The sequence below is a fragment of the Bacillus sp. AP50 genome (genome assembly GCF_040492675.1).
GTDB lineage: Bacteria > Bacillota > Bacilli > Bacillales > Bacillaceae_G > Bacillus_A > Bacillus_A cereus.
This window is the reverse complement of sequence record NZ_JBEUTW010000115.1, coordinates 1-14,767: the sequence shown is the minus strand read 5'-3', so window position 1 is coordinate 14,767 and position 14,767 is coordinate 1. Positions and strand designations below refer to the sequence as shown.

The following is a 14,767-nucleotide window of genomic DNA, read 5'->3' as shown; positions in this document are numbered from 1 at the left end:
GCTGGTGCCTAAGATAAATTATATAAGTTCAAATAAAAATGAGCGTAGTTCTTCTGCAATTTCTTCAGTCATAGAAAATGCGTGCTCTAAGTAGCCTGGTTCGTTTAAATCGTCAGCGCCGATGATTGCAAATTTATTGCGCTGCATATCAAGGACAATTGTTTTACCGTAATGACGATCAGAGTATAAAAGCGCTAAATCGTGACGCTCATTTTCTCCCATAAAGCTAACGAAACGCGTTTTTGTAGCGACAGTATCGTCGTACAGAAAGAAACGTTCTTCCATACACATGGCTCCTTTATTAAATATCTAAGTTTAAGTGTGGCTTATGATCTAAATGGTGATGCGTTTTAATGAATCGTACTGTTCTTGTTTTGTAACGCATTACGATAGAATATGTTTCAGCTAAATCTCCGCCAAGGAATTTCACGCCGTCTAATAATTCACCAGCAGATACACCAGTTGCTGAGAAGATTGCATCATCACCAGATACTAAATCTTCTAGCGTTAGAAGTTGACGTGGGTCTTCTAATCCCATTTCACGACAACGAGCTTCTTCTTCTTCGTTCATTGGAACTAAACGAGCTTGCATTTCACCTTCAAGGCATTTTAATGCTGCTGCAGAAATAACACCTTCTGGAGCTCCGCCAATACCTACGAATAAGTCGATACCCGTTCCAGGTAGTGCTGTTGCGATTGACGCACCAACATCACCGTCACCAAATAATTTTACGCGTGCACCTTTTGCACGAACACGGTCAATAATATCTTGATGACGTTCACGTTCTTGAACGATAACTGTTAGATCGCGAATCTTTTTATTGTTAGCTTCTGCTACAATTTCAATTGTTTTTTCAATTGGATCATCTAAGCTAATTTTACCAGCTGCTTTTGGACCAACCGCGATTTTTTCCATGTACATATCAGGAGCATGAAGAAGGTTCCCTTTGTCTGCGATTGCAATAACTGCCATTGCATTTGCAAGACCTTTTGCAACGATGTTTGTACCTTCTAATGGGTCAACGGCGATGTCTACTTCTGGACCGTTACCTGTTCCTAGTTCTTCACCAATATACAGCATCGGTGCTTCATCAAGTTCTCCTTCACCAATTACAACTGTACCTGCCATGTTTACTGAATCGAACATATCACGCATTGCTGTAGTTGCTGCATCATCTGCTTCATTTTTCTTTCCGCGGCCCATCCACTGTGCGGATGCTAATGCTGCTGCTTCTGTTACACGGACAATTTCTAGTGCGAGTTCACGTTCCAAGATTTCATTCCTCCAATTTCAAAAATCATACAAATATAACTATAACAAATAACGGAGAAAAGGTGAATTCGAAAAATTGTCGATTTTTTCAGAAGAAAGCGTTACAATTAAAATGTAAATGCTTTAATTTCCAGGTAGGTGACATTCATGTATTTTGTAGACAGAAAGAAAATAGAACAAATGCTAGTATGTTTAGAACGAGCAACAAGTACATTTCAAGAGAAAAAGATATATGAAACCGAGTTTGAATTTTACGCATTAGAGCGCATAGCCCATCTTATTATTGATTGTGTATTAGATGCCGGGAATGCGATGATTGATGGATTTATTATGCGCGATCCAGGAAGCTATGAAGATATTATTGATATTTTAATGGACGAGCGAGTGATAAGTGAAGAAGATGGACAAGGGATGAAAGAAATTATCCTTCTTCGAAAAATGCTTACGCAAGACTATATTCAAATGAATCATGATGAATTATATAAGACGATTCAAAAACATATTGCAGTGGTAGAGAAATACCCAGCAAATGTTCGCAGTTATTTAGAAAAGGAATTAGGACCTGTATCTGCATTTGTACCAGAATAATTATGCTTATAAGATCCCCAGAGAATGCCTTTTGGGGATCTTATATTGTATGTGAGAAAGAAAAGGGAGAAGGGTGAAGTATGGGGGAAGCACGTACTACGAAAGACGAAATTGTACAATTGTTGAAAGTAAAGGGAGAGCACACGGTAGCGGAACTAGCTGACGTTTTAGAGATTACAGAAATGGCGATCCGAAGACATTTAAGTAATCTTGAGAAAGACGGACTTATTTATTCTAAGATGGTAAGGCAACATGTCGGAAGACCAACTTATTTGTATGGATTAAGTGAAAAGGGAGAAGATACATTCCCGAAAGAGTATAAGCAATTTGCGATTGATATGCTAGAAGATTTAGCTCGAATGGGTGATGAAAAAATACTTCGTTACGTTTTAAAAGAGAGAACGAAGCGAATGGAAGAACAGTTACAAAAGAGAGTGAGTAATCAAAAGAATTTAGCATATAAAGTGCAAGAGATAGCAGCTATGCAAGAGAAAAACGGTTATATGGTTCAAATAAAGAGAGATGGAGAGAATTCTTTCGTAATTGAAAAACAAAACTGTCCGTTAAAGGAAATTGCAGAGAGATTCCCGCAAGTATGTAAAGATGAAAAAGAGATGTATAAGCGTTTATTTGCAGGAGCAGATGTAAAGACGTTAGCAAATATGTGTGAGGGCGATTGTAGTTGTTCTTACCAAGTAAAAGAGAAAAAATGAACGTTATGGGGCGCTTTTAGGTAAAGCGTTTTTTTCTTTGGAAAAAGCGGGTAATATAAGAGTGGTATGATAAGGTGAGAACGTTAGCATAGAAGGAGAGACATAATCGATGTATAAAGGTTACTTAATTGACTTAGACGGTACGATGTATCGCGGGGAAGAACAAATTGAAGAGGCAAGCGACTTCGTAAAAGCATTAGGAGAGCGCGGCATTCCTTATTTATTCGTTACGAATAACTCAACGCGTAAACCAGAACAAGTGGCAGAAAAACTTGTTCGTTTCGATATTCCAGCGAAAGCAGAGCAAGTATTCACAACGAGTATGGCGACTGCGAACTTCATTTATGAACGTAAACAAGACGCAACTGTATATATGATTGGTGAAGAAGGCTTACACGATGCACTTGTGGAAAAAGGATTTGAACTTGTGGATGAAAATCCTGATTTCGTTGTTGTTGGTTTAGATCGTGACATCACATATGAAAAGTTAGCAAAAGCGTGTCTTGCTGTGCGTAACGGCGCAACGTTTATTTCCACAAATGGAGACATTGCCATTCCGACTGAGCGCGGATTATTACCAGGTAACGGCTCATTAACATCAGTTGTAGCAGTATCAACAGGTGTGGATCCAATCTTTATCGGAAAACCAGAATCAATCATTATGGAACAAGCTTTAAAAGTACTTGGCATAGAAAAAAATGAAGCATTAATGGTTGGGGATAACTACGATACAGACATTTTAGCAGGAATAAATGCTGGCATGCATACCCTTCTTGTCCACACTGGAGTCACAACTGTGGAGAAGTTAACAGAATATGAAGTACAACCAACGCAAGTTGTTCATAACTTGACGGAGTGGATTGAGAAGATGTAATGAAGAAAGCTGTTCCAAACTTTGGAACAGCTTTTTTTCTAATATTTGCGGGCAGCCCGATTGGTGTAGGCTAACATTCAGTTGTGACTAGTGTCGATTTTTGTCGGTAAGTCGATATATTTGAAAAATCGCCGATATAATCTGAGTTGCGCCGATATATTTAGAAAATCGCTGATATATTTAGAAAATCACTGATATAATTTTATTAAAAAGCACGATTCACAACGTCTTTAACCTCTTCAAGATATTGCTTACGCACACTGTTATCCACAGAAGGAACACTTGTATAGAATGTATGCTCAATTGTTTCAATGCCTGTAAATTCAAAAATACCAACATCCGCTGTTTTCTTCATTGCATCAAACATGCCGCCTGCTGTGTATGCCTCTTTCGTATTACCCATTGTAGATAATAACAATCCTTTTTTACCGCTTAATAACTTTTCAATACCGTTTTCACCGTAAGCATAAGCAAATCCATGGCTAAACACACGGTCAACGTATCCTTTTAAAATAGCAGGAAGTCCCGCCCACCAAACTGGATAAATAAATGTAATGCTGTCAGCCCAAGAGATATGTTCTTGTTCTTCTTTAATATCTTCTGGTGTATTTCCTTTAGAAAATGAGATGAAATCGGAAGCGCCTAATACTGGATTAAAGTTTAATTCGTATAGATCGCGAACGCGTACTTCGTGACCTTTTCCTTCTAATTCACTTTTTACCGTTTCTAAAATCGCATGGTTGAAGCTTTCTGTATTCGGGTGTGCATAAACGATTACATGTTTCATTTTTCTTCCTCCTATTTGTGGATATGTGAATAGTTATTTGTATATCTGTAACTATTATGGTTACTACCTTTATAGAAGTCAAGTAATACATATGTATGTATAAAAAGACGCCCGAAAATCGCCTTTTTATACCCCGCTCATACAAAGTACAAAAAAGACAAATAAAATAATGACAATACCAATGCCGAAGTTAAATACGAGAGTACTATCCATATATGTAGCCTCCTTGTTTGAAAGTAAAAAGCACTCTAGTTAAGAGTGCTTTTTTATTTTGAATCTACTTTATAACTTTTAGAAAGTGATTCATGCGTGTAATGATTTACATTATTTTATGTATTTATACTTTGAAATGAGTAAGTCCTTGTTGGATATAGAAAAAAAGACACTCGTGGAGTGTCTTTTAAGATGACAAAATGTGCCAATTGCTTGAGGTTGATAAGACGCTAATTTCCGTGTTAACGCCTTTTCTTTAATCAAGAAGTGTAGCAACAGCGATTCAAATAGATTGTACCATTTGTTTAATTGTGGTGCGTATGCAATTGTGCATATTATGATCATGAGGTAGGTAATGAACTGTGAATAATTTGAAGTGATTTATTTACGATTTCTTCTGCGGCATATATGCCGATTGCGTCTGTTTTTAAAATATGAGGTTGTAAGTTATCATGCATTGCCCCTAACTCACCATGAAGTGGTGCGAAGGCATGGTTCGCCTTTTCAAGCATGCATAAATCAAGTAAAGAATCCCCAGCTGTAATAATCGTATCTATTTGCAAAATTTCTTTTATATATTGCACGGCGTCCCATTTGTTAATTGGTTTTGGTACAAAGTATAGCTTTCTACCTTGAAGTGAATGATTCCAGCCTTGTTTGTCTAACCAGGAAGTGAAGGATGATAATTCATCATAAGGAATGTTCTCCCGTTTAATAATGCAATAATGGAATAGATCATCAGCTGTTTTTTGTGATATAACCCAATCTTTATGAGCTATTTGTCCAAATTCCTTTAGTATGTCGTTTCCCTCTATACATTCAAACGATAGTCTTTCTTTTACTATCCTGTTCCAAGTACCATCTTGTTTACCGTTATGAAGGATATTACCGCCGTTACTTGTAATGGCGTATTCGGGAATGATTTCGTCTTGGAATAAAGAAATACGCTGAAACTGCTCAATAGTTCTTGTTGTAACTGGGATGAAATGTGAGTGCAGTTGCAATTTTTTTAGTAGTGAAATGGTTTTATGTGATATGAAAGAAATTTCTTTCCCATCTAAAGTTTCAATGAGTTGAATTGATTCATCTTCTATAGGGGCACGAAACGATTTCCGGGAATAAATAAGCGTCTGATCAAGATCACTGGCGAAAATCATATCGTTTCCCTCTTAAGAGGCTTAATGAGCCCGCAACATGAATAAGCCATATTCTCATAGATTTCAATAGGGACATTCTTTTCTTTAGCAAGAAGTAAAATATGCTTTAAATCGGGATTGTTTTGCTTACGTATTAAAATTTTCCACGGTATTCTCCGGAGTAATACGCGAGTTGTTTCACCGACTCCTGGTTTAATTAAGTTAATATCGTCAATTTCAAAGTGATTTTGGATAGACTGTATATCTTTTAATCCTTGCCAAGAGGGATCAGTGTAAGTTGAAGTAATATAACGTAATTGATTATCTATATGAGAATGAACAGAAGGGAATAAATCTGTTACCTCATCAATGAATAAATTTGATAAGTCTTCTTGTTCTAGCTCTTTATAATATTTAACACCATGAAAATCATTTGGACCGATATAGGTGTCATTTAGTACAGTGCGGCTAATGAGTCCAGAGACTGTTGCATTTAAGCAAGCGCTAGGAATAAGAAAATCTTCACGTGTACCGTAAATTGAAGTACAGTAACCGGGATCAGCAAGCACAGCCATACAATGAGAAATGTGTGTATTATTTCGTTCGTTAAATGTGTGTACTGCATATTCTAATTCTTTTTTTATTGCACCTTTTCCAGTCCACCCATCAATGAATTGAATTGTTTCTTTAGGGTGATGTTCCAAAATATAATGGAGTGCATTTTCATCAATACCGCGTCCGCGAACAATAGAAATACAATAGTGAGGTACATCAAGGTTGTATTGATAGCGTATGTAGCGTTTGATAAGAATGCCAATAGGTGTACCAGCACGAGCTAATGAAACGAGGACAAGGTTAGTTCCTTTAGTTTGTATAATCTGTTCGGCGACAACTCCAACAGCGATGGCTAGTTTGTGTTTGTATTGTTGCAGGGAAGAAAAGAATAAATCCATATACGCTTTAGAGGGTTTATATTCCATTGGTAACATTTCGGAATAATGTGTGCCAGCTTGAATTGCTTGTTCTCTAGTTTCCGTGGAACTTTCTTTCATTAAATCACTAATATCTTTTAATAGAAAAATAGCATCATTTGGATTGTAACTACTAATATGAGAATTTACTTTTACCATAATTATCAACCTTCCTTTTCTATGCTATTTGAAAATGAGACGATATGAATAAAAGGAATAACTGTTTGTAACTGCTGTAGAAGAGGAGATAGGGCTTCTTCCCCTAAATCACGCTCAATAAAAACAAATACTTCATCGTAATCATGAGGTGAAATATTATAAAAGTAATTTGTTATAGTAGGATCTTCAGGACTTGGATATGAGAAATGATTATGAATGGCGTAGTTCACATCATTTGAAACAGGATGGATAGGGCTTCTTGTTGTAGATTGATATAAAATATTTTCACCCATTTCAGCAGCAATTTTCATTGGGATATACATAAATTCACCTGTTCCGAGACAGAGTGTTCGTTTTCCCATTCTTTCTCTTTTTAAAGTTTTTCCTGCTTCTTGGGCGAAAGAATGAATGTGCTTTTGTTCATATGCTGAAATGCCAAATCGCCCAGTATATTTTATATAATTTGATGTATAGGGTGATTTTAGGCAGGTAAGGGTATGTTTTTTGAAATCAGGTTTTGTTTCTTCAATTTGAATCTCTTTTTTTGCAATATTTAATGGTTGGCCAGTTGTATGAATACTGCCTTCTAATAAAGAAATAACATGAACCTTAATTTGAAGTTCTTTTTCTAATTGTTTAAATTGTTTTCTATTAGTATGAGAACGCCAGTCTAATAAAGAAGCAATTATATATTCTTCTCGTGGGAATTTATTTTGAATAGATCTAATAATATTTAATGCTGTTTTTCCTGTTGTCATCTCATCATCTACGAGAACAATTGAATTGTTGTTTTGAAAAAAGCTTTCATCTACATAACACCGGTGCGATGTTGCATGAGAATGTTCTTCCTCAAATGTAATGACAGATTCTAGGTGGGGTATCGATTCCCTAGTTGTATGTACATACTTTGCATTTTGAAAGCATTGAAACATAGAATGACCAAGTGATGTCGCTGTTTCAGCGAATCCGATGAACAAAACTTCTTCTTGCAGAGGATATTGATAACGAAATACTTCCTCTGGGATTTCATCAATTTCTAATGAAATGAGATTTAAAATTTCTTTTTGAAATGGATGAGAAATATTATGTAGTATTTCCATATATCTTGCAGCGAGAGCAACTCCACTTGATAGAGAGACTGTAGGTTTAATAGGAAGATGCTTTCCAAGGATTGTACTCACAAATAAAAAACTACGTTTCTTATTTATTCTCGCAGCCATTTGAAAAAGATTGTCTAGCGCTAAATTATATGGATTATCACGTACTTCTACATGAACTTGTATAGTATTTAAAACGTTATACGTGTTGCTTTGCGTTTGTAATAAGGAGATCGGTGAATTGTTTGTTTTCATGTAGCACCCCGTAAATATTAGATTTTAAAATGGTTTTGCGAGCCCACCCATAATGAGGTTTTACTTCATTCATTTTGTTAGAAAAACTGCTTTTTAGCACTCCATTATACGTATCTGCATTTTGTAAAATTAATCTCGCATCTAAATAATCTTCCATTGTGACAATGTGCATTGCCTGTACAACTTTAATATGAGATGGGTGAATAACTGTCTTTCCGATTAAGCCATTTGCATGGTCAAGTGATACCTCTTGAATAAGCCCTTCTTCATGATCATTAGAAAAATATTCCCATACACATCCTGAAATAATATATTCATTTGTTGCCCTTGAGAAAACGTTAATAATGTCTGAAATACAATCACGGACAACAGTAATATGATAGATAGGTGTGTATTTATTACGCCGAATACTAAATATACTTGAAAAATCAGTAGCACCAATACGTACATTTAAGATGTAATCGTGATAAGAATCTAGTAAATCCTTTATTTGTAATAATGATTCTGCCCGTGTTTCCTTATACATAATTTCGGGTGATTCTAAAATCGGCATGCCATATAGCGATAATGAGTATAACTCGTTTATATATGCAAGCTGATCGATATAAGTCTTTCCGTTAATCGGTGTGAATTTTGGAAAGACAAAACCACATAAACAATGAACGGCACTACCTAATTCAGTAACAATTTTCTTCATTTGACTTGGCTGTCGAACTCTAATAAAAAGGAGTGGGATGTCTGCTTGATTTAGTATGTTGGCACTGACTAAGTTAGCGATTTGCTGTATTTGAACGACGATGTTTTGCTCTGCAAGTTTTACTTCCTCATCGCTTATAGCGTCCTCTAGACAAAGAATAATTGAGATAGCATCCACATGTTTCCTTCTAATTATATCTTCCGCAATCGTTTCTTTCGTGCCAGGAGTATATAGTGTAGCGCCTAGTGCGTAAGCTAGTTGTTCTTTTCCTATATTTTTTGAAAAACTAAGAGGTTCTTTATAGAAAAAAATTTGCCGTTCTTCTGAGGAGAGATAAGAAAAGTAATTCAAATTGTCACCACCTTATTTATAATGATTCTGTTTAATCGTAACATAATAAGGAAAATCTTCCATAAAAATGAAGCAAGAAATTAAAAAAATATATTGAGAAAGATGAATTATAAGATGAATATCGAATATTGTTAATAGAAATATAATAGGGGGAAAGAGAAAGTGGATATACATAAATTAACAGAGGTAGAAGCAAATGAGATAAATACTTGGACGTACGAGGAACCATATAATTTATATAGTTTTTCAGGCGAGAAAGAAGTAATGGAAGAGCTATTAGATGGAACGTATTATGGCTGTTGTGATGATCAAGGAGACCTCATCGGTTATTTTTGTTTTGGAGCAAATGCACAAGTACCAGGTGGAAGAGATGCTCATTTATATGGTGGAGAAGATGTGATTGATATCGGACTTGGCATGAAGCCGGCGTTAACCGGGAAAGGAATGGGGAAAGAATTCTTCCAAGCTGGAATAGCGTTTGCCACGAAAGAGTTTAATGCAAAAATGTTTCGATTAAGCGTAGCGACATTTAATACAAGAGCGATTACGTTATATAAAAATATCGGATTTAAGCAAGGGCCTATTTTTTTGAGTCGCGGAAGAGAATTTATGCTGATGGAATATGAAAGACCGTCAGCATGAACCTGACGGCCTAGAAAACACTATTATTCTGAGTGCTCAGCTCGGTGCGCTAAACGGCTTGAAGCAGCGGCAGCGATTCCGCCAACGATATCATCAAGGAATGTATGCACCTTTCCAGTTGATTTATCATTTAAGTATTCTAAAATACCAGGTTTTAATTTATCAATATATCCAAAGTTTGTGAAACCGATAGAGCCGTACACATTCACGATAGAAAGTGCGATAACTTCATCAATTCCGTATAAGCCTTCGTCACGTTTTACAATATCTTGTAACGGTTCACTTAGCATTCCCTTTTCAGCAAGGACATCAAGCTCGATACCAGTAATCAGTGCGTTTTGTACTTCACGTTTTGATAGTACACGTTCTACATTGTAACGGCATTCTGACATCTCTAAATTTGGATGATATTTTTTTTGAAGAAAATGAACAAGTTCAGCAATATCGTCAATTGTTACACCGCGTTCTTGTAATAGTTTTAATGCTCTTTCTTGTAGTTGATTTGATTCTTTCATGTTTATCACCTTTTTTTCTTTTTAGTATTTGTATACGTTTCGTTGCTTTATCATGTGCATAGGAATGAAAGGCGAGCACAAGCTCATATATATAAAGAAAAACCATAGGTGGCGACTGCGATGATTCAGCATATTTATGAGCATTATCACATGCATGTTAAAGAATTAATCCCCCTTGGCCCCTATAAAAGCTTTTGGATTCGCAACAAAATTTATGTACTTGTTCCAATTGGAGAAATGGAGGAAGAAGTACTTGTAGAGATGAAAAAGCTCAGTGATTATATGAACCAGCAAGGGGATATAACTGTAGCGACTTTCGTTCCGACTATACACGGCTACTATGTAAGTGAGATAGAAGAACAAAATTATTGCTTATTAAAAGGTATGCGCACGTTAGAACGACATGCTATGTCATTAGGAAGTGAGCTTTCTATATTCCATAAACGAGGTGCATTCTTTCCAGAAGAAATTGAGCAATTAAGCCGAATTGGTGAATGGAAAGCGTTATGGGAAAAAAGGCTCGATCAATTAGAAAAGTTTTGGCAATCACAAGTGATGAACCACCCTTCAGATGTATTCGATCAATTGTTTATTGAATCCTTCCCGTATTACTTAGGAGTTGCAGAAAATGCCATTCAATATGTTGTCGATACAGAAATGGATGATACGCCGCAACTAACGGATGCAGCAACAATTTGCCAAGAACGATTCACACCTTTATTATGGCATCAAACGAAGCGTCTCAAACTTCCTTTTGATTGGGTGTATGATCACCCGAGTCGAGATATTGCAGAATGGATCCGCCATATGACGATAGAAAAAAAGAAAGACTGGGAGCAAACAATCGTTCAATTTGTTACAGATTATGAACGGAATTATTCGCTATCCTCATTTGGCTGGCGCTTATTATTTGCAAGGCTCCTGTTCCCGCTGCACTATTTTGAAACGGTCGAACGATATTACCAAACTGGAAACGAAGAACAAAAAAGCATATATAGAGATCGCTTAGAAGCCATTTTACACGATGTGAACCGCTCAGAGCAATTTATGAAGCATTTTTATGGTTCACTTCGTTTACCAGTAGATAAGCTCGGGATTAGAAAATTAGATTGGCTATCTTAAAAGTATAAAAAAGAGACCGATGGAGGTCTCTTTTTTATACCACAATTTTATGTAATACATTATGCCCCTACCTGCTGATCTGCACATATATTTAAAACGAATTGATGCCCTTCGAGTTTTTCATTTACTTTACCCAATAATTCTTGCTGAATTTCTTTAAATAAAAATTGATAGCTTGTATTCCATGTTGGTATAACGGATGAAAGGCCTAATAAATATTCTTTTTTCTTTTCTAGTTCTTGAATTGTTAAAAAAGTGTTCCCCATTTTTGGCATCTGTCGTCCCCCTATGTTTTTTACTTTATATGTGTGAACGATTCACTATATAGTATTAATTATCGCATTTTTTGAGAAGGATTTCCAATTTTGTTTTATGATGTTAACGGATAAATGTGATTTGAATAAAAAAAGGAGACCAAATTTGGTCTCCTTTTAGCAAGTGACTTTGAACGAGCCGCTTCCGCTTTTAATTAAAATACTTGTTCTACTTCGATAACGCCTGGTACTTCTTCAAGTAACGCGCGCTCGATACCAGCTTTTAGTGTGATTGTAGAACTTGGGCAGCTTCCGCATGCACCCATAAGGCGTAGTTTTACGATACCTTCTTCAATGTCTACTAATTCAACGTCTCCGCCATCGCGAAGTAAGAATGGACGTAATTTATCTAATACTTCTAATACTTGTTCTTGCATATGTGGGTTTTCCATTTTTATCGACTCCTTTCATCAGTTTTATTATAATCAAGATAGAGGGGAAAATCTATTTTTTCTCTTCTTGTTTTATTGTCGAAATTTTGTATCGTGTTTTTTCAGTATAGGGGTATGGAATAAGTTTGTAAAATGATGTGCTTATGTAATAAGACATCTGAATATACTGTTGGGACAAGAAGTGGGGGAGAAGAAATGGTTAATGTTCAAGTGTATGGGACGAAAGTAATTTGTGCGAGCTGCGTCGGAATGCCATCTTCAACAGAAACGTTTGAGTGGTTACAAGCGGCAATTGGTCGTAAATATGAAGGACAAGAAAATAAATTTAATTTCGAGTATATTGATTTCCAAGAAGAACAAGAAGATGCGGATAAAAAAGCATTCGCAGAGCGTGTAGTGGAAGAAGATTTATTTTATCCGGTCGTTCTTGTAAATGGAGAAATTGTTGGAGAAGGAAATCCTCGTTTGAAGGATGTTTACGAAGAAATCGAGAAATATTTATAAAACAAGAAGTCTTTGCGAATTTGCAAAGGCTTTTTTTATTGGAGGGATAGATATGAAAAATGGAGTGAAGCATGCGTTACCAACGGAAGTAGAGCAGTTAATGGAGTGGTACACAGTAGAATTAAAAGAAATTTTTTTGGATGAAAAAATAGTCGGGGTATATATTTACGGATCCATCGCACTAGGTGCATTTCATAAGGAAACGAGCGATGTTGATTTTGTTACAGTGATAAATGATTCCGTGAATGAAGCTGAAAAACAGCAGCTTGTGGAACTACATAAGAAACTTAGTGATAATATGCTAGGTAAAAGAATGGACGGTATGTATATTCCGCTTGCTGACTTAGGGAAATACAATGATGAAATGAACGAGTATGTGTATTGTGCAGATGGTAAAGCTAATGTTGGTCATTGGGACATTAATGCGGTCACATGGTGGACGTTGAAAAATCAAGGCATTACAGTTACCGGAAAAGAAGCAGAAGATCTTCCGCTGCAAATACAATGGAATGACGTAGTAAATACGATGAAATACAACGTAGAACAGTACTGGAGTGAAAAGGCGAAGAAGCCATATTTATTTTTTATAGAAGAGTGGGTAGAATCAGCTGTCGTTACGATGGGACGTATTTTATATACACTAGATCATAAAACAATCGTTTCAAAAGATAGAGGCTTGCAATACTTGTCAGAACGTTCAGCGGAAGAATGGGAGCTTTTATTAAAAGAAGTAGCTAGAATACGGCAGAACCCAAAAGAAAAGCGAATGCTCTCAAGGTGGAGAAGGACAGATATGACGAAGAGGTACTTACTGCATTTAATTGAGATGTGTAGAGAGAAATGGTAGGGAAGAAAATGGACAATACAGTGGGGGGTATTGTCTTTTTTATTTTGTAGTAGATAGAAAAGTATTTACAAGTATTGTGTAGAGGAAAAATAATAGAAAAAAATATGTGCATGGGGGAAGATGATGAGTAAATATAAATTACATATAGATAGAGAACAATTATGGAAAGGATGCGTTTTAAATTCGATTGCCCGTGCAATTAATGTAGCGCATTGTCCAGATTTCTCACATGAAAGTTCATGGGATGGATTTAACTATAGTATGCAAGATAGCCAAGGCGGACAAGGGGCAATTACGTTTCATCCGAATTACACGATTGTATGTCTTCAAGATGTGAATAGTGAGAGAATGGATGAGTGGATTGATGCGAAAAGTTATTTTGAAGGGGCACCTTCGGAAGTAATAGATATTGCGAAAGAAGAAGCACTTCAATACGTATTAGAAGAAGTAGAAGGCGAAACAGTTCCTTTTATTACAACTGCATTTTGGATTGAGGATAGTGGTGCGTATTCAATTGATTCATTTGAAGAGATGGAAGAGCACGGTGGATTCTTATTAGAAATTCCATTACTTGATACAGAATCAGCAATGGAAAGACTGGAAGAAGAGTATGAACTGACAGAGGAACAAATAGAGCTTTTACAACTCGTGTATGAGAAAAAAATCCAAAGGCCAAATGAGGAAATTAAGTTGTCTAAAGAAGAAGTAGCAATGATTGGAACGGAAGATAGCGAAGGATTGGAAGCTAGTAAGGAGTCATTTGCAGAAATGAATATTACTTGGGAGTTGTAGGATAGGATATAAAATTGTGATAAAGGACTATTAGAAAGAACAATGTGAAATTACATTGCACTTTCTAATAGTTTTTTCATATACATATCAACTTCGTGAAAGAATATGGGCTCTTTTTCCTTAGTATTCAGATGCACGGTGCAATGTAAATATTGCTGTAAGTAGCAATTAGCTTGTTCGTACTGTTTTAATTTGTAGAAAGAAAAACAAGTAAGAAGTAGAAACGCTTTTTCTTCTAATATTGGAACGACAGCTAGTACCGGAGTAATGGAATGTATATTTATTTCCACTAAATTTTCATAAGATGTCCACGTTTGAAACCAGTCGAAAATAGTAGAAAGGTAACCCGGAATGTTGATAGTTTCATGTGAAACATTATGCAGAGGAAGTTAATAATGAACTATTCATGAGTTGTGTAAGTGGAAATATGTTTGAAATAGTAGAAGGCTAATTTGTGAGCTCTTTTAAGTCGAGATGTTTGTTTTAAAATAGTAGTATATATTCACTAAAAAAGATGTATAAAAA

Annotated in this window: 18 protein-coding genes and 1 pseudogene; 8 read left to right on the top strand and 11 right to left on the bottom strand. The window is 35.9% G+C overall.

Translation table 11 applies throughout. The features are described 5' to 3' along the window. Window positions 1–18: 18 nt before the first annotated feature. Complete coding sequence (locus ABWK52_RS10350) at window positions 19–285, bottom strand: DUF3055 domain-containing protein (RefSeq protein WP_000392606.1); 267 nt, start codon at window positions 283–285, stop codon at window positions 19–21. Between the two features lie 16 nt (window positions 286–301). Next, the gene (gene glpX, locus ABWK52_RS10345) at window positions 302–1,273 is read right to left on the bottom strand and encodes a class II fructose-bisphosphatase (RefSeq protein ID WP_000439093.1); all 972 of its coding nucleotides are present in this window, start codon (window positions 1,271–1,273) and stop codon (window positions 302–304) included. Window positions 1,274–1,420: 147 nt separating this feature from the next. Between glpX and ABWK52_RS10340 the strand changes: the two genes are divergently transcribed. The 3 genes from ABWK52_RS10340 (at window position 1,421) to ABWK52_RS10330 (ending at window position 3,448) form a co-directional block, all read left to right on the top strand. After that, complete coding sequence (locus ABWK52_RS10340; RefSeq protein ID WP_000274000.1) at window positions 1,421–1,861, top strand: DUF86 domain-containing protein; 441 nt, start codon at window positions 1,421–1,423, stop codon at window positions 1,859–1,861. A gap of 80 nt (window positions 1,862–1,941) precedes the next feature. Then, a complete protein-coding gene (locus ABWK52_RS10335) occupies window positions 1,942–2,574 on the top strand; it encodes a helix-turn-helix transcriptional regulator (protein WP_000503350.1) in 633 nt (210 codons plus the stop codon). A gap of 109 nt (window positions 2,575–2,683) precedes the next feature. Continuing rightward, entirely contained in the window at window positions 2,684–3,448 is a 765-nt protein-coding gene (locus ABWK52_RS10330; protein ID WP_000276467.1) for a TIGR01457 family HAD-type hydrolase, read from the top strand. 205 nt (window positions 3,449–3,653) lie between these two features. Here the strand turns inward: ABWK52_RS10330 and ABWK52_RS10325 are convergent, their stop codons facing one another. From ABWK52_RS10325 to ABWK52_RS10305, 5 genes are all read right to left on the bottom strand, one after another. Beyond that, entirely contained in the window at window positions 3,654–4,235 is a 582-nt protein-coding gene (locus ABWK52_RS10325) for an NAD(P)H-dependent oxidoreductase (protein ID WP_000683437.1), read from the bottom strand. A 554-nt stretch (window positions 4,236–4,789) separates the two neighbouring features. Then, complete coding sequence (locus ABWK52_RS10320; RefSeq protein ID WP_000575383.1) at window positions 4,790–5,605, bottom strand: HAD family hydrolase; 816 nt, start codon at window positions 5,603–5,605, stop codon at window positions 4,790–4,792. Next, window positions 5,602–6,714, bottom strand: coding sequence for a cysteine protease StiP family protein (locus tag ABWK52_RS10315; RefSeq protein WP_074618681.1), 1,113 nt, complete (start codon window positions 6,712–6,714; stop codon window positions 5,602–5,604). Before ABWK52_RS10315 ends, ABWK52_RS10320 begins: the two co-directional genes overlap by 4 nt. Before the next feature lie 5 nt (window positions 6,715–6,719). Then, complete coding sequence (locus ABWK52_RS10310; RefSeq protein ID WP_087948299.1) at window positions 6,720–8,066, bottom strand: phosphoribosyltransferase family protein; 1,347 nt, start codon at window positions 8,064–8,066, stop codon at window positions 6,720–6,722. Continuing rightward, window positions 8,011–9,114 carry an HpcH/HpaI aldolase/citrate lyase family protein gene (locus ABWK52_RS10305; protein ID WP_087948298.1) on the bottom strand — a complete coding sequence of 368 codons (1,104 nt, stop codon included), beginning with the start codon at window positions 9,112–9,114 and terminating at the stop codon, window positions 8,011–8,013. The genes ABWK52_RS10310 and ABWK52_RS10305 overlap by 56 nt, the downstream gene beginning before the upstream one ends. Window positions 9,115–9,276: 162 nt before the next feature. Between ABWK52_RS10305 and ABWK52_RS10300 the strand changes: the two genes are divergently transcribed. Then, window positions 9,277–9,756, top strand: coding sequence for a GNAT family N-acetyltransferase (locus tag ABWK52_RS10300; RefSeq protein WP_000351155.1), 480 nt, complete (start codon window positions 9,277–9,279; stop codon window positions 9,754–9,756). A gap of 23 nt (window positions 9,757–9,779) precedes the next feature. Here ABWK52_RS10300 and ABWK52_RS10295 read toward each other — a convergent pair whose 3' ends face one another. After that, window positions 9,780–10,271 carry a phosphatidylglycerophosphatase A family protein gene (locus tag ABWK52_RS10295; protein WP_000665094.1) on the bottom strand — a complete coding sequence of 164 codons (492 nt, stop codon included), beginning with the start codon at window positions 10,269–10,271 and terminating at the stop codon, window positions 9,780–9,782. 120 nt (window positions 10,272–10,391) lie between these two features. On the opposite strand from ABWK52_RS10295, the gene yutH reads away from it, so the two are divergent. After that, on the top strand, window positions 10,392–11,393 hold the full coding sequence (yutH, locus tag ABWK52_RS10290) for a spore coat putative kinase YutH (protein ID WP_000614218.1): 1,002 nt from the start codon (window positions 10,392–10,394) through the stop codon (window positions 11,391–11,393). 59 nt (window positions 11,394–11,452) lie between these two features. Here yutH and ABWK52_RS10285 read toward each other — a convergent pair whose 3' ends face one another. Together ABWK52_RS10285 and ABWK52_RS10280 are read right to left on the bottom strand one after the other, a co-directional pair. Next, window positions 11,453–11,668 (bottom strand): hypothetical protein, encoded by a 216-nt coding sequence (locus ABWK52_RS10285; RefSeq protein WP_016118827.1) that lies wholly within the window; start codon window positions 11,666–11,668, stop codon window positions 11,453–11,455. A gap of 194 nt (window positions 11,669–11,862) precedes the next feature. Then, window positions 11,863–12,099 (bottom strand): NifU family protein, encoded by a 237-nt coding sequence (locus tag ABWK52_RS10280; RefSeq protein WP_000431159.1) that lies wholly within the window; start codon window positions 12,097–12,099, stop codon window positions 11,863–11,865. A gap of 195 nt (window positions 12,100–12,294) precedes the next feature. Here ABWK52_RS10280 and ABWK52_RS10275 point away from each other — a divergent pair, with 195 nt between their 5' ends. The 3 genes from ABWK52_RS10275 (at window position 12,295) to ABWK52_RS10265 (ending at window position 14,242) form a co-directional block, all read left to right on the top strand. Further along, window positions 12,295–12,603 carry a YuzD family protein gene (locus tag ABWK52_RS10275; RefSeq protein WP_000248588.1) on the top strand — a complete coding sequence of 103 codons (309 nt, stop codon included), beginning with the start codon at window positions 12,295–12,297 and terminating at the stop codon, window positions 12,601–12,603. 52 nt (window positions 12,604–12,655) lie between these two features. After that, on the top strand, window positions 12,656–13,450 hold the full coding sequence (locus ABWK52_RS10270; RefSeq protein ID WP_141537405.1) for a nucleotidyltransferase domain-containing protein: 795 nt from the start codon (window positions 12,656–12,658) through the stop codon (window positions 13,448–13,450). Between the two features lie 123 nt (window positions 13,451–13,573). Next, window positions 13,574–14,242, top strand: a complete 669-nt coding sequence (locus ABWK52_RS10265; RefSeq protein WP_098542059.1) for a hypothetical protein — start codon at window positions 13,574–13,576, stop codon at window positions 14,240–14,242. A 50-nt stretch (window positions 14,243–14,292) separates the two neighbouring features. On the opposite strand, the pseudogene ABWK52_RS10260 reads toward ABWK52_RS10265, so the two are convergent. Next, window positions 14,293–14,625 (bottom strand): annotated as a pseudogene (locus tag ABWK52_RS10260) (DUF4304 domain-containing protein); the annotation flags it as partial. Between the last annotated feature and the right edge of the window lie 142 nt (window positions 14,626–14,767).